Annotated in this window: 24 protein-coding genes; 8 read left to right on the top strand and 16 right to left on the bottom strand. The window is 37.7% G+C overall.

The window, feature by feature from the left end; all coding sequences use genetic code 11:
- Positions 1 to 2: 2 nt before the first annotated feature.
- Together NOX80_RS06565 and NOX80_RS06560 are read left to right on the top strand one after the other, a co-directional pair.
- The gene (locus tag NOX80_RS06565; protein ID WP_256552513.1) at positions 3 to 1322 is read left to right on the top strand and encodes a RagB/SusD family nutrient uptake outer membrane protein; all 1320 of its coding nucleotides are present in this window, start codon (positions 3 to 5) and stop codon (positions 1320 to 1322) included.
- A 63-nt stretch (positions 1323 to 1385) separates the two neighbouring features.
- Positions 1386 to 2150: a LytR/AlgR family response regulator transcription factor gene (locus tag NOX80_RS06560; RefSeq protein WP_256552512.1), complete on the top strand. Its 765-nt coding sequence runs from the start codon at positions 1386 to 1388 to the stop codon at positions 2148 to 2150.
- A gap of 32 nt (positions 2151 to 2182) precedes the next feature.
- Here NOX80_RS06560 and NOX80_RS06555 read toward each other — a convergent pair whose 3' ends face one another.
- Complete coding sequence (locus NOX80_RS06555; protein WP_256552511.1) at positions 2183 to 2590, bottom strand: PH domain-containing protein; 408 nt, start codon at positions 2588 to 2590, stop codon at positions 2183 to 2185.
- Position 2591: 1 nt separating this feature from the next.
- Complete coding sequence (locus NOX80_RS06550; protein WP_256552510.1) at positions 2592 to 3086, bottom strand: YkgJ family cysteine cluster protein; 495 nt, start codon at positions 3084 to 3086, stop codon at positions 2592 to 2594.
- Between the two features lie 64 nt (positions 3087 to 3150).
- On the opposite strand from NOX80_RS06550, the gene NOX80_RS06545 reads away from it, so the two are divergent.
- Positions 3151 to 3867 carry a class I SAM-dependent methyltransferase gene (locus NOX80_RS06545; RefSeq protein ID WP_256552509.1) on the top strand — a complete coding sequence of 239 codons (717 nt, stop codon included), beginning with the start codon at positions 3151 to 3153 and terminating at the stop codon, positions 3865 to 3867.
- A 52-nt stretch (positions 3868 to 3919) separates the two neighbouring features.
- Here NOX80_RS06545 and NOX80_RS06540 read toward each other — a convergent pair whose 3' ends face one another.
- From NOX80_RS06540 to NOX80_RS06500, 9 genes are all read right to left on the bottom strand, one after another.
- Positions 3920 to 4327: a DUF2059 domain-containing protein gene (locus tag NOX80_RS06540; protein ID WP_256552508.1), complete on the bottom strand. Its 408-nt coding sequence runs from the start codon at positions 4325 to 4327 to the stop codon at positions 3920 to 3922.
- Positions 4328 to 4366: 39 nt separating this feature from the next.
- Entirely contained in the window at positions 4367 to 4999 is a 633-nt protein-coding gene (locus NOX80_RS06535; RefSeq protein ID WP_256552507.1) for a 7-carboxy-7-deazaguanine synthase QueE, read from the bottom strand.
- Positions 5000 to 5158: 159 nt separating this feature from the next.
- Complete coding sequence (locus NOX80_RS06530) at positions 5159 to 6817, bottom strand: tetratricopeptide repeat protein (protein ID WP_256552506.1); 1659 nt, start codon at positions 6815 to 6817, stop codon at positions 5159 to 5161.
- A gap of 38 nt (positions 6818 to 6855) precedes the next feature.
- Complete coding sequence (locus tag NOX80_RS06525) at positions 6856 to 7776, bottom strand: PstS family phosphate ABC transporter substrate-binding protein (RefSeq protein WP_256552505.1); 921 nt, start codon at positions 7774 to 7776, stop codon at positions 6856 to 6858.
- A gap of 97 nt (positions 7777 to 7873) precedes the next feature.
- Positions 7874 to 8098, bottom strand: coding sequence for a hypothetical protein (locus tag NOX80_RS06520; protein ID WP_256552504.1), 225 nt, complete (start codon positions 8096 to 8098; stop codon positions 7874 to 7876).
- Positions 8099 to 8106: 8 nt separating this feature from the next.
- A complete protein-coding gene (locus NOX80_RS06515) occupies positions 8107 to 8934 on the bottom strand; it encodes an energy transducer TonB (protein WP_256552503.1) in 828 nt (275 codons plus the stop codon).
- A 31-nt stretch (positions 8935 to 8965) separates the two neighbouring features.
- A complete protein-coding gene (locus NOX80_RS06510) occupies positions 8966 to 9523 on the bottom strand; it encodes an ExbD/TolR family protein (RefSeq protein WP_256552502.1) in 558 nt (185 codons plus the stop codon).
- A gap of 20 nt (positions 9524 to 9543) precedes the next feature.
- Positions 9544 to 10158 carry an ExbD/TolR family protein gene (locus tag NOX80_RS06505; protein WP_256552501.1) on the bottom strand — a complete coding sequence of 205 codons (615 nt, stop codon included), beginning with the start codon at positions 10156 to 10158 and terminating at the stop codon, positions 9544 to 9546.
- A gap of 91 nt (positions 10159 to 10249) precedes the next feature.
- On the bottom strand, positions 10250 to 11086 hold the full coding sequence (locus tag NOX80_RS06500; protein WP_256552500.1) for a MotA/TolQ/ExbB proton channel family protein: 837 nt from the start codon (positions 11084 to 11086) through the stop codon (positions 10250 to 10252).
- 366 nt (positions 11087 to 11452) lie between these two features.
- On the opposite strand from NOX80_RS06500, the gene NOX80_RS06495 reads away from it, so the two are divergent.
- From NOX80_RS06495 to NOX80_RS06485, 3 genes are read left to right on the top strand one after another with little or no spacing between them, the layout of a single operon-like run.
- The gene (locus NOX80_RS06495; RefSeq protein ID WP_256552499.1) at positions 11453 to 12964 is read left to right on the top strand and encodes a helicase HerA-like domain-containing protein; all 1512 of its coding nucleotides are present in this window, start codon (positions 11453 to 11455) and stop codon (positions 12962 to 12964) included.
- A gap of 3 nt (positions 12965 to 12967) precedes the next feature.
- The gene (locus NOX80_RS06490) at positions 12968 to 13336 is read left to right on the top strand and encodes a DMT family protein (RefSeq protein WP_256552498.1); all 369 of its coding nucleotides are present in this window, start codon (positions 12968 to 12970) and stop codon (positions 13334 to 13336) included.
- 6 nt (positions 13337 to 13342) lie between these two features.
- The gene (locus tag NOX80_RS06485; protein ID WP_256552497.1) at positions 13343 to 13705 is read left to right on the top strand and encodes a cupin domain-containing protein; all 363 of its coding nucleotides are present in this window, start codon (positions 13343 to 13345) and stop codon (positions 13703 to 13705) included.
- Positions 13706 to 13774: 69 nt separating this feature from the next.
- Here NOX80_RS06485 and NOX80_RS06480 read toward each other — a convergent pair whose 3' ends face one another.
- Positions 13775 to 15124 carry an FAD-dependent oxidoreductase gene (locus NOX80_RS06480; RefSeq protein ID WP_256552496.1) on the bottom strand — a complete coding sequence of 450 codons (1350 nt, stop codon included), beginning with the start codon at positions 15122 to 15124 and terminating at the stop codon, positions 13775 to 13777.
- 223 nt (positions 15125 to 15347) lie between these two features.
- Here NOX80_RS06480 and NOX80_RS06475 point away from each other — a divergent pair, with 223 nt between their 5' ends.
- Positions 15348 to 15506 (top strand): lmo0937 family membrane protein, encoded by a 159-nt coding sequence (locus NOX80_RS06475; RefSeq protein ID WP_136403607.1) that lies wholly within the window; start codon positions 15348 to 15350, stop codon positions 15504 to 15506.
- 29 nt (positions 15507 to 15535) lie between these two features.
- Here NOX80_RS06475 and NOX80_RS06470 read toward each other — a convergent pair whose 3' ends face one another.
- The 3 genes from NOX80_RS06470 to kynU form a co-directional block, all read right to left on the bottom strand.
- Positions 15536 to 16621, bottom strand: a complete 1086-nt coding sequence (locus tag NOX80_RS06470) for an agmatinase family protein (protein WP_256552495.1) — start codon at positions 16619 to 16621, stop codon at positions 15536 to 15538.
- A 125-nt stretch (positions 16622 to 16746) separates the two neighbouring features.
- Positions 16747 to 18813, bottom strand: a complete 2067-nt coding sequence (locus tag NOX80_RS06465; RefSeq protein WP_256552494.1) for a T9SS type A sorting domain-containing protein — start codon at positions 18811 to 18813, stop codon at positions 16747 to 16749.
- A gap of 89 nt (positions 18814 to 18902) precedes the next feature.
- Positions 18903 to 20183: a kynureninase gene (gene kynU / locus NOX80_RS06460; protein ID WP_256552493.1), complete on the bottom strand. Its 1281-nt coding sequence runs from the start codon at positions 20181 to 20183 to the stop codon at positions 18903 to 18905.
- A 107-nt stretch (positions 20184 to 20290) separates the two neighbouring features.
- On the opposite strand from kynU, the gene NOX80_RS06455 reads away from it, so the two are divergent.
- Complete coding sequence (locus NOX80_RS06455; protein ID WP_256552492.1) at positions 20291 to 21022, top strand: SIMPL domain-containing protein; 732 nt, start codon at positions 20291 to 20293, stop codon at positions 21020 to 21022.
- Positions 21023 to 21089: 67 nt separating this feature from the next.
- Here NOX80_RS06455 and queA read toward each other — a convergent pair whose 3' ends face one another.
- Positions 21090 to 22139 carry a tRNA preQ1(34) S-adenosylmethionine ribosyltransferase-isomerase QueA gene (gene queA, locus NOX80_RS06450; RefSeq protein ID WP_256552491.1) on the bottom strand — a complete coding sequence of 350 codons (1050 nt, stop codon included), beginning with the start codon at positions 22137 to 22139 and terminating at the stop codon, positions 21090 to 21092.
- Positions 22140 to 22206: the final 67 nt, after the last annotated feature.

Below are 22206 nucleotides of genomic sequence, written 5' to 3'. Positions count from 1 at the left end.
TTATGAAAAAACTATCAAAATATATCGTTCTGGCTGTAGCTGCAATCGGAATGACAAGCTGTGATGACTATCTGGACATTCAGCCGGAAGGGAAAGTAATACCGGAAACGTTACAGGATTTCAGAGCCGTAATGACGCGTGGTTATGGTGTATATCCGCAACATAAATCATTGACGACATTGCGTGGTGATGAATTGACTTTAAATGAGTTTGACGATCAGCTGACTTACATCAAAGATATTTATATCTGGAAAGATGCCAATCCTGATCCGGCCACTACAAGTTTCCAATGGGCACAATTGTATAACACTGTTTTCTATACCAACGTGGTAATTAACGACGGTGGTTCTAAAATACCGGCTTCTGAGGAAAAAAATCAGTTATTGGGAGAAGCTCACGCTTTAAGAGCCCTTACCTATTTTGACCTGGTTAATTTATTCGGTAAACCTTACAATGCCGCAACTTCCGGTTCGGATCGCGGTGTACCGTTAGCTTTAGAAGTGGATCTGGAACAAAATTTTGTACCGGAAAGTGTTGCCAATGTATATAATCAAATTTTATTTGATATTGATCAGGCGAAAGGTCTTTTAAATCAGTCTTCACAGGCTACCGGTTTTAACTATCGTTTTTCAAAAGCAGCAATTTATGCTTTAGAAGCGCGTGTACGTTTGTACCGAAACGAATGGCAAAATGCTTTGGATGCCGCAAATACGGCGTTGACCTATAAAAATCAGTTAGTTGACCTGAACACAACTGCCAGCTTGCCTAACAAATACAATTCGGTAGAATCTGTAATGGCGTTGGAAGATGTATTCATTAACTCGCTAAAAAGTGCTTCTTTTGCCTCTGCTGACCTAATCGGTGCGTATAACCAGTCAAATGATTTGCGTTTCCCACTATACTTTCAGGCATCGGGCAGTCGCTACAGATTCCTTAAAGGTGGTGAGCAGGAGCAAAAATGTACGTTCAGAACATCCGAATTGTATTTAATTAAAGCGGAAGCTCTTTCTAAATTGGGTAGTCTGCCGGAAGCTAAAACTACGGTGTTGACATTGGCACAAAAGCGTTATACTCCAACCGGATATACGCAATTGGAAACACAAGTGAACGCAATGGCTGCTGATGACTTTACCGCTTTCCTTTTTGAAGAAAGAAGACGTGAACTGGCTGTGGAAGGACACAGATGGTTTGATTTAAGAAGAGCCAACCAGAAACAGATCATTCATCAACTTGACGGAGAGAATTACACACTGAGTCAAAATGATCCTAGGTATACCCTACCGTATCCTAAGAATGCGCAGTTAAACAATCCGAATTTATAATTTCAGAAGTCCCGGTTCATTTAAACCGGGACTTTTTTTTTACTTTTACATAAAAAAGTAGAAATGAAAATTGCTATTGTAGAGGATGAACGCCTTGCTTCCGGTTATCTAAAGTCAATTTTAGAGCGACAGGAGATCCTTACGATAACCGACATTACCATTTTACAATCTGTAAAAGAGGCTATTACTTTTTTTAAAGCACATGCTGTAGACCTTGTGTTTATGGATATTCACCTGGGAGACGGAAAGAGTCTTGACATTTTTGAAGCGATTTCTATAACCAGTCCGATTATCTTTGTAACGGCTTATGACTCCTATGCCATTCAGGTTTTTAAGCATTTTACGATTGATTACCTTCTAAAACCTTTTGAAGAAGAAGAGTTATTGGAAGCTTTAACAAAGTACAAAAAAATCAAAAGTGCTTTTAATATCAACCAGACGGTACAATCATTAGCCACAATCGACGATAAAGGCATTAACAATTACCAAAGGCGTTTTTTGGTGAATCACGGTTATCGCTTTATTTCAATTAATGATTCGGACATCAGTTCTTTTATGGGATCCGGAAAACATTTATTTATTTTCACCGAAAACGGAAACAGCTTTTTGTATGACGATACCATTAAAGACATTATCACGAAACTGGATCCGGAGTTTTTCTTTAAAGTAAATCGGAAATATATCTTACACCGTTCAGCAATTAAAGAAGTTATTCGTCATTCAAGTCAAAAAGTAGAGATTGTAATTGACAGTACTATAAAGGAATCCGCTCCGATTTTTGTCAGCAAAAGCGAAATCAATACTTTTAAAAAGTGGTTAGACCAATAGTCTTTTTAGCACTATTGCTATTCTTGTACCAATTACAATGTAATCTTTATATCCGGGTTGATCGCTAATAGTTGCTCAACGAAGGCCTGTTTTTCTTTTGGAGAAATAATCACACTCTTATTCGGCTTATATCGGACTTCTATCCTATCCATAATTGAATTGGCCGGAGCACTCATTATACTATCGGTTTTAGCAATCGATATGATTTCCTGAATTGCTATCTTTTTGTTTACCAAAAAACCGGATTTTACTTGTAGCATAGTATTGGTAACAATGTATTTCGTTTGAAGAAACAGATAAAAGATAAAGGCAATTGTAGCCAATAATATCAGCACACCAGCCCACTCTCTTTTCATAAGAAATACTAAACTCGGACCCAAAAGAGAGGCTACGAGTAACAGCACTAGACCGCTATCTATTTTAGATTTATAAACTCTCATTTTATAAAGGTAACTTTTTTTTCATCTCTTCTACGATATTATACGCAGCCGGACATATTGCTACATTTTTCAGGGTCAGATTGGCAATTTGCTGAAACTTTTTCCGATCTGTATGCGGAAATTCACGACAAGCTTTCGGTCGGACATCATATATCATACAATAGTTCTCATGATCCAGAAAAGTACACGGAACACTTTGTAATACATAATCGTTATCCTCATCGATTCGAAGGTACTTTTCGATGAATTGCTGGGGTTTCTGTCGAAAGTGTTTCGCAATCCGCTCAATATCTGCCAATGTAAACAAAGGGCCGGTTGTTTTACAACAATTAGCACATTTCAGGCAATCTGTTTTCCGAAACTCCGCATCATGAAGTTCCTGCATAACATAGTCCAGGTTTTTAGGCGGCTTCTTTTTCAGCTTATCGAAATACTTTTTGTTTTCGTTATGCTTATCTTTGGCAAGCTTAGGCAAATTTTTTATAACATTGTCCATTGTTCAACACACATTATTCTGTTGGCAAATAAACAAATAACCGATATAAGATACAAACTAAATAATGAAAGACCTGATTGGAAAAGCGATACTGGATTACCAGACGAACAACGCTCCTGAAGATATTATAACAGAAACTTCGCTAACCGAAGCCGATAGTATGTCTGTAGCCTATTTGTTCCGGGATTATTCGGAAATGCCAAAAATAGAACAAAAGGCACTGCAAATGGCAAAAGGAAAAATTCTTGATGTGGGTTGCGGAGCCGGTAGTCATAGCTTATATCTTCAACAAAAAGGATTGGACGTTACGGCAATTGACATTTCTGAACATGCCGTAGAAGCTTGTAAACTAAGAGGTCTTCAAAATGTATCGGTTCAGGATGTAATGACTTTGTCTGAGGCGACACAATACGATACGATTTTATTATTAATGAACGGTACCGGATTGGCCGGAAAGTTAAACCGGATTGCCGCTTTTCTTCAAAAATTAAAAGCACTCTTAACACCGGGCGGTCAGATTCTGATTGATAGTTCCGATATTATTTATATGTTTGACGAGGATGAAGACGGCGGTAAATGGATTCCTTCTAATGTGGATTATTACGGGGAATTGATTTTTAATGTTCGCTATAAAGGAGAACAAGAAGATCCTTTTGACTGGGTTTACATCGATTACAACACACTTCAGAATGCAGCTCACGCTAACGGATTACAATGCGAACTGCTGATTGAAGGCGAACATTACGATTACCTGGCCCGACTGACACATCTTAAATTATAAGCATAAAAAAAGAGTCCGATACGGACTCTTTTCTGTTTTATTGCAATGCGGATTATTGCATGTATTTCATCATCATCCCTTGTAAAGAAGATCCCCATTCCTGACTAGCAGCCATGTTTTTCTCAGCGATCACACCAGCTTTTTCAGTCATTTTTTTCCCTACAGGAGTTTCATAGAACTTCAAGATTTGTTTAACATCGTCATGCGTATACTCTTGCATATAAACATTTGCAATTTTTTCGTATAAAGACGGCAAAGAAGCATCAAACTCAACAAGGAAAGCAGCTTGCTTTTCTTTAGGGATCATTTTCAGGATCTGGTCTTTCGCTATCTTCATCTGACTTGCAGAACCGGTAACTTCAATCACCTTTAACACATCTTTTTTGAAGGCATCATTTGTTTGAGCCATACCGATTTGCGCAGCTAATACGAAGGCAAATGTTAAAACTATTTTTTTCATCGTTTTTTAATTAATAATGTCGGATAAAAATACACTTTTTTATGGAATATTCAAATATTTATGAGTCTGTAATGAAACTCTCCATTTTGGATTATTCATCACATAATCCACGATTAACGGTGTCATTTCTTCTTTTTTACTCCATTCCGGTTGCAAGAACAATATGGCTTTATCGTTAACCTTTGCCGCTTGTTCTTCGGCGAACAAAAAATCGTGTTTATTGTGTATGATTACTTTTAGTTCGTGTGCTGCATCATAAACCGTTTCCGTAGGCAATTTTGTCTTTTTGGGAGACAAACAAATCCAATCCCAGATTCCGGATAACGGATATGCACCGGATGTTTCGATATGCACTCTTAAATTCTTCGCTTTTAATTTAGACGTAAGCGGTTCCATATTCCAGGACAATGGTTCTCCTCCTGTAATTACAACCGTTTCTGCATATTTTTTAGCATTATCAACAATACGATCTGTTTCTGTAGGCGGATGCAATTCTGCATTCCAGCTTTCTTTTACATCGCACCAATGGCAACCTACATCACACCCTCCTATACGGATAAAATAAGCCGCTGTTCCGGTATAATATCCTTCACCCTGAATGGTGTAAAATTCCTCCATTAAAGGCAACATTTCGCCTTTTTCTACCGCTAATTGAATTTCTTTTTTAAGCATTTGTATTTAAAATAGTCTGCAAAGATACGTAATTTGATTTTTTATCACGGTAAAACATAAAAAGCTTAGTTCGAATTAACTAAAGTTTATCAATTGGCAATATAACAAACAAAAAGCCGATGAATAATCATCGGCTTTTTGTTTGTTTTTATGTTACGCTTACAATTTTTTCAATGTATCAGTAGCATATTTATTTCCTGGTTCTAATACTAAAAGCTCTTTAAGGTTTTCCACTGCTTTTGCTTTTTCACCGTTATTTGCATAGTATGCTCCAACATACGTATACGCTTCAATCAGGTTATTTTTTGCTTTTTCAGTTTCGCCTTTTTCTTTTACGATTTTAACATATTGTTCGTATGCAGAAACCATTACTTTTTTAGATTCCGGAGTATCAATTGTACGGTTTACTTTCGCTTTGTATAATTGCGCATCCTGTGTTGTAGGAGAAGCTGCAATTACATTTGTAAAAGCTACATCTGCTTTAGCTAACTCTTCTTTCGGAGATGTTTTCTCATCGTAGTTAAAGTACAATGCATATCCTAAATAGAAGTTATCATACAAGTAGTTTTTCGATTTTGTGTTTTTAACAGCAACTTCGAAGATTTTACCTGCTTCTCTGTAGAATTTCTCTTTGAAAAGTTTTAATCCGATTTCGTTTAATTCAGTAGCAATAGCCGGGTCTTTTTCAACTGCTTTGTTGATTTCGTCTACTCCCTGATCGAACATTACTTTTTCATATTTTCCGTCAGCACCTTTAGATAAACCAATTTTAGCTAATCCTAAATGTAAATAATCTCTTGCGATGATTTTCTTAGCTTCCGCTTTAGCGATAAACTCATTTAGTGCTTTCACACTTTCCTGATAGTTTCCGTTCTCGTAAGCCGAATAACCTAAATAACGTAAGATTCTCGGATTCACTTTATCCAATTGTTGCATTTTTTTAGCTTCCGCTTCCAATGCTTTGTAATCTTTCGCCAAGATCAGGAAGTCAGCATGACGCATACGAGATTCTAAAGAGTAATCGGTAAGGCTCATATACTTCTCATAGTATTCCAATGCTTTTTTTACGTATGCATTGTAATTCGATGTTTCACTTGCTCCCCAGTGGTAATACGTTTCAGCTAATTCTCTGTAAACCGGACCGTAATTCGGATGTGTAGCAACGATTTCGTTAAATGCTTTTACTGCTTCCGGGAAAGCTTTTGCATTTTTAGTAATTGCTGCTAATTTAATTTTAGCCATTAACAATGTATTATCGTTGTCGTATGCATTACGATAAGCACTATAAGCTTCGTTTACATTACGCTCTCCGTAATAAGCATCACCAAGACTTAAATAAGCCTGTGCTGATTTCGGATCAACCACCAATACTTTTTTAAGATTTTCTACTGCTCTTTTGTAATCCGGTCTTTCCGATTTAATATAAGCTCTACCGATCAATAAAAACTCCTCGGTATCTTTCTTTTTTATGTCTTTAATTGCTTTTGCAAAATTAGCTTCGGCACCGAAACCATCACCATTATCTAAGTTAATTTCACCTAAACCAATGTAGTTCATAGCGCCTTTATCTTTGGCAGCCAAACCTTTTTCAAAGAAGATTTTAGCAGAATCGGTTACTTGTTCATTAAGATACAAATCTCCAAGATAGAAAAAGTTTCTACCGTTATTCGGATCCGACACTACTAAAGATTTTAAGATCTTCTTGGCTTTTTCATACTGCTCTGCATCAACTGCTTTTTTCGCCTGTTCCAAATCCTGTGCAAAAGTGGCTGTACCAATCACAGACAGTAACAAACTAAAAACTTTTACATTCTTCATTTTATAGTCTTATTTATTATTATTTGGTTTCTTTAATTTTAATTACGCACCTGGATTTCTCTTGTCGGCATAATTGCCGGTACCAATCCTGATTTCAACATAATTCGCTGACCTTTCTGTCCAGCTACAAAAGAGGCAAACCCCATGCCTAAACCGGTTGTTCCCTGAAAATTTAACACATACATTTTTCGGGTAAACGGGTAATCTCCTGTAGCAATGTTACTTTGCGTCGGTTTAAAGAACTTATTATTCTTCAGTTTATTGTTATTAACCCCTAAAACTTTAACATTTATAACCGCATTTTGCAGTTCACGTGGTGTTTGTAACAGCCAGTTTACTCCAATTACGCCTACAACATCTGTATTAGATGCGATGTAATTTAGTAATTCTTCATTGGAATTAAGCGAAGAAACGCCTTCTTTAGGCAATTCTTTAACTTTAGCGAAGTCTTTTAAGGTTCTAACTGTACTCGAATTTGCATTATCAAATACCAGGCTTTTAATTTTTGTAGACTTTTTCCCCAACATCACATCCATGATTTCCTCAGTGGTGATAGTTGAATCGGCTTGTTTATAATTAACAATAAACGCCAATGCATCAGTACCGATTTCAGTGATACGCGGAATGATCTGTTTGCTTTTGAAGTTTTGTAATTCCAACGAATCCAATGTTCTTGGCATCACTACTATCTGAGATTTTTCACTGTAAACCGATTGCAAAATCGCTGTTTCTGTTTTTTTCTCCAATGTTAGTTTAGCCCGATCGTATTCGTTTTCAAATAGTATCGCTTCATCATCAATGACAGGAAAAATAGTTTCTTCCACCAAAACGGTTGCTTTACCGGAAACCGGTGTTTCTTCTTCACTTTCGGTGTTCTTTTCTGCTTTTTTACAACCTATCTGAATCGCCAGTAATGCAATTCCCAAAAGTAAACTTATTCTAAAAATGTTCTTTTTCATAAAGAAATCAACTCAATTCCAATAACGTTAGCTACAAAGTTAGTCCTTTTTTGATAGTACTGAAATTGAAGTTGCTAAATTAAAGTTATAATTTACGTTAATTATCGTCTTGTTTCAATAGTCGGACAAAACGAAATGCGGCATATACGACCAATATCACGGCCAAAATAACCCTATTTCGATACGGCAACTCAACCGGCATCGATTTCCAGATGATCAAAGTTGCAGCCATAAAGATATACAAGCTTAGGAAGACAAGTCCTAAAACAAACAGAAATCGCTGTTTAGGCGATTTCTGTCTAAATTTCTGAAATATATTCATAGAAAATATTATTCTCCTACCTGGATAGTGATTGGTAAGTTATACGCTACACGAACAGATCTACCGTTTTGAACACCCGGTTTCCATTTCGGAGCATTTTGTAACATACGAATTGCTTCTTTACCCATTCCGTATCCCGGATCTCTTAAAACTTTAATATCCGTTAAGCTACCGTCTTTTTCTACTACGAAACCAACGATAACACGTAATACTTTAACTCCTTCATCAACATCCGGAGCTCTAAAGTTTCTTTGAACGTATTTGTTGAATCCGGCCATACCTCCCGGGAATTCCGGTGCAACCTCTACGGCCATATAAATCTTATTCGGATTTTCTTCCACGATATCAGAACCTTTTGGTCCATCACCAGCCGGTTTATCGATTAGGATATCTCCGGCATCTTTATCTCCCTTAACATTTTTTTGTCCCGGGTCAGCCGTTTCCAAATCTTTTACCGTTGGCGGATCTTCATCACGAACCAATTTTTTATCCACAACCTTTGGCGGCGGGAACTTCACCTGATCGTTAACCGATTTTGGCGGTTCCGGCGGTGGAGGTGGTGGCAACACTTCATCGTTTTTCGGTGGTGGTGGCAATAAAGCCGTCTCGATCACTTTGTCCAGGTTCTCCTTCTTTTTAGCTCCAAGTTTATCAGAAAGATAGCTTGTCACCAAAGGGGCACTAACCGCAGAACCGAATAACAAGATTCCGATAGCCAGAGCTCTTGTTGTCGTTTTTGGGTTTTCTGAACGCAATTGATAAGCTCCGTAAGACTTGTTTCGTCCTTCGAAAACCATATCGATCCACCCTTTTTTAAATATGTTTAATCTTGACATAATTTCGTTTTTTAAATTAGTTCCAAAGGAATTAGTTGTTCATTCCTTCTTTATCTAACATTTTAAGTTCTTCAGGTGTAATATCTACAATTGCATAAGTAGGTACCGAAGTAATTGCCATTTCATCTAAAATATCAACTAAGTTTTTATAGTTCGATTTTTCAGTAGGCTTGATTACTACAATCAGACCTTTTTTCGGATCTGTACCATAAATACCTTTAACTTTTTCAATCTGTTCTAAAATTACCTTACGAATTCCTTCTTTACCGAAACCTGCCGCTGTCGGACCTTCAAGAGGAGCACTAGGCTGCCCTTTAAACCATAAGATCTTATTGTCTTTTCCAATCAAAATCGTTAAAGAACGATCATCAGGGATAGTTAACTCTTCTTGAGGTTTATCTTTTGGTGTTTTATCCGGCATCGCCAAATTCATTGACTGAGGTTTAGACAACGAAGTCGTTAACATAAAGAAAGTAATCAATAAGAATGCCAAATCCACCATTGCTGTCAAATCGACACCAGCGTCTTGTTTTTTACTTCTTACTTTCTTGCCTTTACCGTCGCCGCCGCCTGTATTTAATTCTGCCATTTCTACAGTTTCTTTTTAAATTAAAAATCTTCGCTTCTCAAACCTGTAACCAAGAAAAACTTGTTTACTTTCTGATCTTGTAGAATATCAATTACCTTTTTAACAGTCGGATATTCTTCTTTCGCATCTCCTTTGATAGCAATCTTAAGCTCGGCATTGTTTAACTCTTTCGTAGCTAAACGGGCTGCTAATAACCATTCTCTTAACTGATTGTCAGTTGAATCATACGGTATACCAGGTTGAAAACCTTCTTTATTACGTTCTTCACCGCTTAAAGCTAACAATTGCTTTAAACCTCCAACCGGTACTCCAAAACCATCTACAAGTGAGAATTTCTTCTTTTCATCGTCAGTAAATTCCACATTGTATTTTTCACCTATCTTTTCCAAAGTCAGAATTCTGATATCCTTACCTACTACACCGAAGAATACTTTTTCCTTACCTACGGTGATGGTTGCCAAATCGGAATCCGGCAATTTTGTTTGTACCGTAGAAGCAGGCGTATCTACCGGAAGCGGCTCAGGAAGCTTTGCTGTAGATGTCATTACAAAGAAAGACAAGAGTAGGAACGCCACGTCACACATCGCGGTCATGTCGATCCTGGTGCTCTTCTTTTTCATTTTTGCTTTAGCCATTCTCTATTAGAATTATAATTGCAGTCAAACTCAAAATTTGACAATTCATTTAACTGCAACTGATTATTAAATTACTCTTTTTACTCGATGATTATGCGTTGTTACGCGCTTTGAAACGTCTGTAAGTTTGCGTGATTGCAAAACCAGCCTCATCGATAGAGTAAGTTAATTTATCAATCTTAGATGTAAAGATGTTATAAGAGATAATCGCTAAAGTAGAAGTACCAATACCAGTAGCAGTATTAATAAGTGCCTCAGAGATACCTGTTGCTAATGCTGCCTGATCCGGTGCACCTGCTGCAGCTAATCCAGAGAACGCTTTAATCATACCTGATACCGTTCCTAATAATCCCATTAACGTACCGATAGATACTAATGTAGCGATAATCGTTAAGTTTTTCTCTAACATTGGCATTTCCAATGAAGTAGCTTCTTCGATTTCTTTTTGGATTGTTTCAGTCGCTTTTTCGCTGTCAAATCCTTCTTTTTTAACTTCTTGGTATTTAGTTAAACCAGCTCTAACTACGTTAGCCACTGACCCTTGCTGTGTATCACACTCAGCAATAGCTTCTTCAATTTTACCTTGGTTAATTAACCCCTGTACATTTTTAACGAAACCTTCAACATTTCCTTTTCCAGCTGCTTTAGAGATCACGAAGAAACGCTCAATTGAAAACACAACAGTCATCAAGAATAATCCCATCAATACCGGTACGATATATCCACCTTTATAAACCATTCCTAGATAGTTTCCTGGTAGTGGATGACCATTAGGATCACCGTTAACAAAGTTTGATGAATGCCCCATTACGAATTTCCAAATAAGAATTCCGATTACAATACAGATTACAATAGCTAAACCTGCAAATAAATTTGATCCATTAGAGCTAGCTCCTTTCCCAACATTTTCGTTAGATACTTTTGTCATTTCTTTTAATTTTTAGTTTTTTGATTTTATTATAACTACCTTCTTACAAAATGAATATTTTCGCCTTATAAGATTCGCAAATTTATGTTTTTAGAGTAAATAAAAAAATAAAAAGTATTTTTTTTAAGCCTGTACAACAAATTATTTAACAATGAGTATACTTTTCTTTTTAAAATCCCCCTCTAGTATTAACATAACTTTAAATCAATAACGCTTAATTGTTACTATTATTCTTTTAGTATCGTTTTCTTTTAGTATTTTTTCTAATAAAGCTGTAATTTAACCTTCACAAAGCCTAAAACAGGAACAAAATGGTTTTGTATATTTGTATAAAGTCAACCTCGTAATACTATTACCACAATCCATATGACAGCAACACAATTTTCCGATTCGATTAATGCAGGATACGACTGTAAGGGCGAACACATTATACTCGGAGGCGCCCTGCTTAATGGCGAAGCCGTTCCGGACACCTTAATCAAAATTCCGTTAAAAACGATCAACCGACACGGGCTGATTGCCGGCGCAACCGGAACCGGAAAAACAAAAACCATTCAGGTGCTTTCCGAACAATTATCCCAAAACGGAATCCCCGTATTGATGATGGATATCAAAGGTGATTTTAGCGGTATTGCAATGCCGGGCGAAGTCAAACCTTTTATTACCGAGCGTCATGAAAAAATGGGCATCCCTTATGAAACCAAGGCATTCCCGGTCGAATTATTAACCTTATCCGAGCAAAACGGAGTTCGCTTACGCGCCACTGTTTCTGAATTCGGTCCGGTATTATTCTCCCGAATCCTTGATCTGAATGACACGCAAAGCGGCGTAGTATCCGTTATATTTAAATATTGTGATGATCATCAAATACCGTTATTAGACTTAAAGGATTTTAAAAAATTATTGCAATATGCTACTGAAGAAGGTAAAGCGGAATTCGAAAAAGAATACGGTCGAATTTCAACTTCTTCTACCGGTTCCATTTTGCGAAAAATTATCGAACTGGAACAACAAGGCGCCGATGTTTTTTTCGGAGAATTATCTTTTGAAATCGACGACCTGATGCGCATTGACAGCAATGGAAACGGTTACATAAACATCATCCGATTAACCGATATCCAGGATAAACCGAAACTTTTTTCAACCTTTATGCTTTGCCTTTTGGCTGAAATATACGGTCAGATGCCGGAACAAGGTGACAGCGGACGTCCCGAACTGGTTATCTTTATCGATGAAGCGCATTTGATATTTGACCAGGCCAGCAAAGCTTTATTGGATCAGATCGAAAGCATTGTAAAACTAATCCGATCGAAAGGAATCGGTATTTATTTTATTACACAAAACCCCACAGATGTTCCAAATGGTGTTTTGGCGCAATTAGGACTTAAAATTCAACATGCTTTGCGTGCTTTTACAGCAAATGACCGCAAGGCAATTAAAATGACTGCCGAGAATTATCCGATTTCAGAATATTACAAAACAGACGAAGTACTTACGCAATTGGGTATCGGTGAAGCTTTTGTAACCGCTTTAAATGAAAAAGGAATCCCAACACCTCTTGCAGCCTGTATGTTACGCGCTCCTATGAGTCGGATGGATGTTTTAACTCAAAACGAGATCGACACGATTAACAATAATTCTAAGTTGGTTAAAAAATATCAGGAGACAATCGACAGGGAAAGTGCCTATGAAATTTTAAACAAGAAAATAGAAACAGCTCAGGAAGTTGCAGCTCAGGAACAACAGCGCAAAGCGGAAGAAAAAGAAGCGCAATCTCCCCGTAAAAGTTCGGCGATGAATCCTATTGTAAAAGTTCTGACAAGTGCAACCTTTATCCGGGGTGCTTTTGGAATTCTATCCAAAATGTTTAAAAAATAGATCATGAAAGGCTACATTACAATTGGATTACTAATACTATCTAATATTTTCATGACACTGGCCTGGTATGGTCATTTAAAATTCAAGGAATTAAAATGGTTTGAAAATGCCGGATTGATCACTATTGTACTAATCAGTTGGGGATTGGCTTTATTTGAGTACTTTTTCCAGGTACCGGCCAACAAAATAGGCTATGAAGGAAACGGAGGACCATTTAATCTGATGCAATTAAAAGTGATTCAGGAAGTAATTACATTGGTGGTATTTGTAATTTTCTCCCTGCTGTTTTTCAAAAATGAATCCTTTCGATGGAATCATGTCATCGGTTTTTGTTTTCTGATACTGGCCGTCTATTTTATATTTAAAAAATAATCGATTATGAAAAAATATCAAATTCAGAATAACCCATTTATAGTTCCCACTACCGATGGCAAACACATTGAAGAACATCACGGAAAAATAGCTACAGGCAATACCGAAATATCAATAGCCCGTATGATCGCACCGCCACACTGGAGCGAGCCTTTCCAAACACCGGAATTCGACGAATACACCTATATTATAAGCGGAAAAAAGCAATTCATCATTGAAGATGATACGATTATTCTGGAAGCCGGACAATCAATCCGGATTGAGAAAAATGCACGTATTCAATATTCCAATCCGTTTGACGAACCTTGCGAGTACCTTTCTGTTTGCTTACCCGCTTTTACGATTGAAGCCGTACATCGGGAAGAATAAAATAATAATACACATCAAACCTGTCAGATGTAAAAAGGGCGATCTAATTAATTCAGACCGCCCTTTTTATTATAATGACTGTTGTAACAGTTCCAATATTTTCTTTTCTACTTCTTCGGTTTCCCAGTTTGTTTCGATTCCCGGAATTTTCATAATCTCTTCCATAATCGCATTTTGATGGTTCCCGATAGCCAGTGCCTCCGAATACGGACGATGGCTAAATGTCACTCTATCATATAACGGCAACCATTGTTCCGGATGTTTTAGTGCAAACCATTTTTCAATCTTTTTTTGCAACAGGAATTTCTCATCAGCCGTTTTAGTACTCATTTCCATAAAATTACGGTATGATAATTCGGCAATTGCATCTGCGTTCGGTTTGCGGATTATTTGATATTCTTTAAAAATAGTTTCCCAATCATCTCCGTATTGCACCATCAAATCGGCCAGACAAGTAATATCTTCAAATCCCGCATTCATTCCCTGACCGTAAAACGGCACAATAGCATGAGCCGCATCACCAATTAAGGCCACTTTATCATTATAGGTCCATGGATAACATTTCATCGTTACCAGTGAACTGGTTGGATTTTTAAAGAAATCGTTTACTAATTCCGGAATCACCTGAATGGTATCCGGGAAATGTTTTTGGAAGAAACTCTCCACCGCTTCTCTGTCGTGTAACGCCTCGAAAGAATTTTCACCTTCAAACGGCATAAACAACGTACAGGTAAAACTTCCGTCCATATTCGGAAGGGCGATCAACATAAAAGCACCTCGCGGCCAAATGTGGAATGAATTTTTGTCCAGTTTATGAGATCCGTCCGGATTAGCCGGAATATTAAGTTCTTTATAACCGGTATCTAAAAAGTCTTGTGAATAATCAAATCGGTTCTGACGCTGCATTCTGTGACGCACTCTTGAAAAAGCACCGTCTGCTCCGAAAACCTTATCGTATTTCAGTTCTTCCCATGCTCCTTTTTCGGTTTCCCCGATATGTAGTGTTGCATCAGCCAACGTTACATCCCAGATTTTCTTTTCAAAAAAGAATTCTACTCCAACTTCTTCAGCCAACGTCAGCATCAAACGGTTTAATCCTCCTCTTGAAATCGAGTAAATACTTTCTCCGTCTATACCATATGCCTGATAGGCCAATGCTTTATCAACGAGATGTATCGCTCTTTTATCCATCGGAATTGCCACGTCCCGTATTCTCTTACCTATCCCCGCTCCATCTAAAGCCTTCCATCCTCTGTGTGACATCGCCAGATTAATTGATCTTCCCGAGAAAGCTACTTTTCTAACGTCCGGACTTCTGTCGTATACATGAACAACATGTCCTGCTTTTCTTAGATAAATACCCAATAATGTCCCTACTAACCCTGAGCCAACTATGGCTATGCGTTGCTGCGTTTGCATGAAATCAGTTTGTAAATAATTGGCGTAAAAATACTTAATAATTAAAGAACCACGACCGTTTTATACTGATTTTATTATATTTTTCACTTTTAAATCAGCCGTACAATTCACCCTTTTAGCAAATCTCTAAAAAAATCACAACAACCTTAATTTTTTATTAAAATTTCAACATTTTCAAATAAATATTAATACTTTTAAGATAACAACTTAAAAACTATCTATTATGAAAGATTTAGTCTGGTTAATTGTAGTTATCTTACTACTGGGATGGCTGGTTGGCTATTTTGGTTTCAGAGAAGCTGTTGGCAGTTTCATTCACATTTTATTAATCCTGGCTGTAATCGGTATTTTATATCGATTAGCAACCGGTAAAAAGTTATAAAAACAAAAAATCCCCAAAAGGGGATTTTTTTATCGATTGAATTTAATCTTCTGTCCGACGTTTAATTTTTGTGACTTCGCCAGTACTCCACACATATGAAATAACATCCTTGCTCCCACATTTCCATCCCAGTCATCGTTTTCACCCGGTGCTACTTCCACAAGGTCAAAACCGATAATTTCTTTATTCGTTTCCGCTAATCGGCTTAACAGATAAGTAGCCTGTTCAAACGAAAAACCACCCGGAACCGGTGTTCCAGTATTCGGGCAATACCACGGATACATTCCGTCAATATCAAACGAGATACACACTTTTTCCGGTAATGATGCAATTATATCATCACATTGCTGTAACCATGTTTTACCTTCAAAAGTTTCTGCTTTTAGATCCATATCAGTATGAATCAACACACGGTTACCTTCTTTTTGGGCAACTTCCACCTCCTGCTCACAAAAATCACGGATTCCCACCTGTACAATTTTTGAAACCTGCGGAATCTGCAATGTGTTATACATGATTGATGCGTGTGAATACGTAAATCCTTCATAAGCGATACGCAAATCCATATGTGCATCCAAATGTAGGATACCGAAACTTTCATGCTGTGCTGCCAATGCTTCGTAATAGCCAAGCGGCGTACTGTGATCACCGCCAAGCAATGCCACTTTTTTGCCTTGCTTCATCCAATGTAAAACACGCTCTTTAACTTCATTCTTCAGCTCTTTACAAACTTTGTTGATCTTATCCAGATCCGTTTGCAATGCCGGAAATGTAGCAATATCCTCTCCTGCTTCCAATGCTTCAATGATTGGCTGTGCCAGACTTTTATATTTTTCAGAATTACTAGCCCAATGTTCCGGAGCTTCATCCATATATATTCCTAATTTCCACAATTCCGGAAATTCCTGATGTTGTAAATCCACCTGAAAAGAAGCATCCATTATAGCATCCGGTCCTTCTGAGGCTCCGGCTCCATAACTCACGGTAACTTCCCATGGTACCGGTACAATTATAATATCACTTTCTTCCGCTGTAAATGGTAAACCAAATACACTTGCATCTGCTAATCCCGGTTGTGACGGATCAAAATTTTCAATTTTTTGCTGTTTGTTCATTTTACTTTTTATAATGGTAATGGTACAACTAATGCCTACAAAGATAGTCGCATTAGCATAATTCAGAAAAAATATTCAAAAAAAATGACCGGATACTACCGGCCATTTTTATAATTATCTACTCTTTATTTTTTTACAAACTTATGGCTTGTCTTGCTGTTATTAAAATACACCACGTATACTCCGGGAGACAATTGAGAAACATCAAAAACCAACTCACCGTTATCCATAGTATTTTCCAGAACTTTTTGTCCGATCATATTGTAGACCGCTACTGTTTCCGAATTCGTAAAATTTGTTTTCACCGTTAAACTATTCGTAGCCGGATTCGGGTAAATTGACACTTTCTGCGCTGAAAAATCATCCGTTCCCAAAGCCGATTGCACCAGTAATGAGAAATTACAATTAACCGATGATCCGCTGGTTCCCGTCATCGTTATCTGATGCGTACCAACGCCAACAATCGTTCCCGGAGCCGGAGATTGCGCCACTGTTGCATTACAATTGGCTGTCACCACACTCGCTTGTCCGGTAAAATCCGGAACTGTATAATTTCCGCTACTATTCGCATTTACTGTCTGATTACCCGGACAGTGAATTGTTAACGGTAATGCCGGCATATTATATCCTGTCGCTGTAAAATGGGTTGTAAAAGCCTGTACATCGGAACAACTATATCCCATATCAATTGCCGCCTGACGAACCGCAATTGCCGCATTCTGCTGATTAGTCGAGCTATTTGTTCTGGCCAAACCTTCCAAAAACGCTTTATCCACCTTCGTTCTACCAATTTGATCATATACTTTCATTAAAGCGGTAGCCCAAATTTGTCCGTCCTGATGCACCTGGTTTACCAATCCACCCGGATAAGTAGCCGTATAATTCGTTACCCTTCCCGGCCAGAAAGGATTATGCCCGTCCCAGCTAAACACATAATGATAAGCCGCCTGACCGGAGCTCCATTGATTCAAACTACGACTGTACGATTGCGCCCAATAATCACCGGAACCCTCACTTAATCCGTTAACCTGTGACAGAGAACCTCCGGTTAACCAATCGTGTAATCCGTGACCTAGTTCGTGTAAGATTACATCAGCATCTTCCGCATCATCTACGCCACCTTCACCAAAGTTAAGAGCGCCACTGGCATAACTGGAATTATCTGCTCCGTTAAAACTATGCGGATCGTAGAATAACACTCCGTTATTTTGTAACGGTACCAACGGTATTCCTAGCGTTTCATTAATATAACGAAAGCTTTGATCAATATGATAAAAAGCATTTACAGCTTCAAATCCCTGATCAAATCGGTTAAACATAAAAGAATTCGTGCTTTGAGTAAACAATCCTGTATTCGGATTTTGTAAATTTTTGATCTCTACATACTGGCTTTTCAGTTTATAGACACCGTTTAGCAATTCGATATCCACCAATTCCACCTGACTTCTTGCGGCATCTAACGCGGCATTTGTAGCATCATTATTATCGACATATTGACCGCCATATGTCGCACCCGCAACGGATAACGGATCCGGATTAAAAATCAGTGCTGTTCCCGTTACGGATTGCGCCGTTCCGGCTATACTTTTTCCGAATTGTTTTTCTTTTTGTTTTTTCTTGTCTTTATCTTTATTCGAATGCGCATAATAAGCCACATCTTTAAGACTTATTATTGTTCCGGTTTTTGCATCGACTATGGCTTCCCATTGTCCTTTTAAGTTTTCGGCCGCCGTAGTAATTCGGTAAACCAATGTTGTTTTTTCCTGCTTATTATAAACAAACAGCTTGCATTCCTGCCAGGTTATCGTTCCGGCTCCTTCGATTTCCAAAGCCTTATCCGAAATTTCAATGGCTCGTTTATCATCAAACTGAGGTGCCACATCAATGTCGGTTATGGTTTTATCATAACTATCCGAGGAATAGGAAATTTTTCCTGTAGTATCAAAATGAACTACAATTTCCGATTCAAAAACAGGAACTCCTTTTAGCATTTGTTGAAAACGCAATGTTTCCCCTGAAGGACCTTTTCTGTTAAATCGTAATGTAAAGTCGTGAAAAGATTGGATATTCAGGTTTTTCTCCTGTGATTTAATGTAGTCGCGTGCCGCTCTTTCCTTATCGGAATGCTGCGCATTCACCTGTAGTGACATCAGAAAGACAGCCACAACAAGCTTAAGTAATTTTCTCTTCATTTTAGTTAGTTTTTTTTAGTTAATTCAGTTAAGTTTGATTACTAAAATAGATAAAAATGAAGAGAAAATACAAAAAAGTTGATTTTTATTTATTTTTTATTCAAAATTCCTTCTTTTAAAATCTGTCCGAATTCGTACATATCTTCGAAAGAACAATAAAACGGTGCCGGTGCCAAACGAATTACATTCGGCTCTCTCCAATCGGTGATAACCCCGTTTTTCATCAGGTAATCAAAAAGGGCTCTACCTTCTCCGTGCAAAAATACTGAAAGTTGACATGCTCTTTGTTCCGGATCAGAAGGTGTGATAATTTCAAATTCACTTTCCACTTCTTTATCCACTTCCTGTAAGATAAATTCCAGATAAGCTGTAAGCAGGTTTCTTTTTTCAATTAGTTTATCCATTCCTACTTCGGCAAACATTTCTACCGATGCCAGATAAGGCGCCAATGAAATTACCGGTAAATTACTGATTTGCCATCCGTCTGCTCCGCGAACCGGATCGAACTGCGGTTCCATTTTAAAACGGCGTTCTTTATTATGACCCCACCATCCTGCAAATCGCGGTAAACTGGTATCATTGTGATGCATTTCATGAATAAAACATCCGGAAGCATTACCCGGCCCTGAATTCATATATTTATAACTACACCAAGCGGCAAAATCTACGTTCCAATCGTGTAATTCCAATTTAATATTTCCGGCAGCATGTGCTAAATCCCATCCTACATAAGCGCCGTATTTATGTCCGGCTTCGGTTATGGTTTTCATATCAAAAACCTGTCCGGTATAATAATTAACACCACCGATTAACACTAAAGCCAACTCATCACCTACTTCTTCTATTTTTGCCAGAATATCTTCCAAACGGATGTTGTGCTCCCCTTCTCTACGTTTGATTTCCACGATAGTATCTTTAGGATCCAGTCCGTGAAAATGAACCTGACTTTGGAACATATACTGATCACTTGGAAACGCTTTTTCTTCACAAATGATTTTATATTTTTTAGCCGTTGGTCGGTAAAAGGTAACCATCAGCAAATGTAAGTTTACCGTTAAAGTATTCATCACAGTTACTTCACTTGGCTTCGCTCCTACAACTGAGCTTAACGGCGCTGCAAAACGCTCGTGATAATCCCACCAAGGTTTATCGGCATAAAAATGGCCTTCCACTGCCAGATTCCCCCAGTCATCCATAATCTCATCCACATAAGCCTTAGTTCTTTTAGGTTGCAATCCCAAAGAATTTCCGGTAAAATAAATTACCTGCTTACCATTTACTTTAGGGAATATAAATTCGCTTCGATACTTTGCCAACCCATCTTTCTCATCCAGTTGTCTTGCAAATTCACGTGTATTTTGAAATGTCATTGTTAGTAATTTTGGTTTCGGGTAAAAATAAGAAAAAATAATTTTTTGCGTTTGTTATTATAATACAGATATTTCATACATTTATAACAATTAAATATTTTTTAGTTATGAAAAACAATATCAATTCCCTTATTATAGGAGCAGCTGTTGTTATTGCGGCTTTCCTATTTTCGAGTGCATTTAAAAACAGGAACCAAAGTAACGACACCATAAGTGTTACCGGTTTGGGTAAAAAAGATTTCGTTTCCGATCTTATTGTATGGAGCAGTTCTTTTTCTAAAAAGAATATGAACCTGAAGGAAGCCTATGCTGCTCTTGATAAAGATCGTGAAATCATTAAATCGTATTTGATTTCAAAAGGGATTCCGGAAAGTAACATTGTTTTTTCGGCTGTGAATATCAACAAGGATTTCGAATATAGTTATGACAGTAACGGTAATACGCGTCAACAGATTTTTACCGGTTTTTCCCTTTCTCAAAATGTACAGATCGAAAGTCCGGAAGTTGACAAAGTAGAAGGCATCTCTCGTGAGGTAACCGAATTGATCAATTCCGGAGTAGAATTATATTCAAATCCACCGGAATATTATTACACAAAACTGGCTGCTTTAAAATTGGAAATGATTGCTGAAGCGACTAAGGATGCGAATGCCCGCGCTCAGAAAATTGCCGAAAATGCAGATGCAAAACTGGGCAATCTAAAAAAATCGGATATGGGTGTTTTCCAGATTATTGCACAAAACTCATCCGAGGAATATTCCTGGGGCGGTTCCTTTAACACGGCTTCTAAAAAGAAAACGGCTAATATTACGATGAAACTGGTTTATCAGGTTAAATAACAATTAGGCTATATAACAAAAAAGCGTTCCTGTAAAAAGAACGCTTTTTTTATTTTGAATTTACTTCTTACAGGATTAACATTGCGTCACCGTAAGAATAGAATTTGTATTTTTCTTTAACCGCCTCTTCGTAGGCTTTTTTCATTAGATCGTGTCCGCAAAAAGCTGAAATCATCATCAACAAAGTTGATTTTGGTGTGTGGAAATTGGTTACCATACAATCGGCTACGCTGAAATCGTAAGGAGGGAAAATAAATTTATTCGTCCATCCTTCATACGGATTTAAGGTTTTCGCCGATGAAACCGAACTTTCCATAGCCCGCATTGTTGTTGTTCCGATAGCACACACTTTTTTCTTGTTTGATTTCGCTCTATTTACGACTTCACAAGCTTCTTCTGTGATACGTAATTCTTCCGAATCCATTTTGTGTTTAGACAAGTCCTCCACCTCAACCGGGTTAAAAGTTCCTAATCCTACGTGCAAAGTAATTTCAGCAAAGTTAACACCTTTGATTTCCAAACGTTTCATCAGGTGTTTTGAAAAGTGTAAACCGGCAGTCGGAGCTGCGACAGCACCTTCTTCTTTAGCGTAGATTGTCTGATATCTTTCTGCATCTTCCGGCGTTACGGCACGGTTGATGTATTTCGGGATCGGTGTTTCTCCAAGCTCTAAAAGTTTTGCTCTGAATTCTTCATATGAACCGTCGTAAAGGAAACGCAATGTTCTTCCTCTTGAGGTTGTATTATCAATAACTTCCGCTACTAACGAATCATCATCTCCGAAATATAATTTATTACCGATACGGATTTTACGCGCCGGATCTACCAATACATCCCACAAACGTTGTTCCGCATTTAATTCTCTTAACAAGAACACCTCAATTCTCGCTCCCGTCTTTTCTTTGTTTCCATATAGACGAGCCGGAAAAACCTTAGTATTATTCAGCACCATTACATCTCCCTCTTCAAAATAATCCAGGATATCTTTAAAAAGTTTGTGTTCAATCGTTTGCGTTTTTCTGTTTACAACCATCAAACGTGCTTCGTCTCTGTTTTCAGCAGGAAACTCAGCAAGCAATTCAGCCGGTAAATTGAAATTGAAATGAGATAACTTCATTGTACAAATTTTAAATTGAGTGCAAATATACTATCGTGAGATAGGGGTTGTCAAGTGTTTTAAGTTT

Origin of the sequence: Flavobacterium cerinum, assembly GCF_024496085.1 — a bacterium.
Classification (GTDB): Bacteria; Bacteroidota; Bacteroidia; order Flavobacteriales; family Flavobacteriaceae; genus Flavobacterium; species Flavobacterium cerinum_A.
Note: the sequence above shows the minus strand (reverse complement) of the source record. Positions and strands in the feature narration are given on the sequence as shown.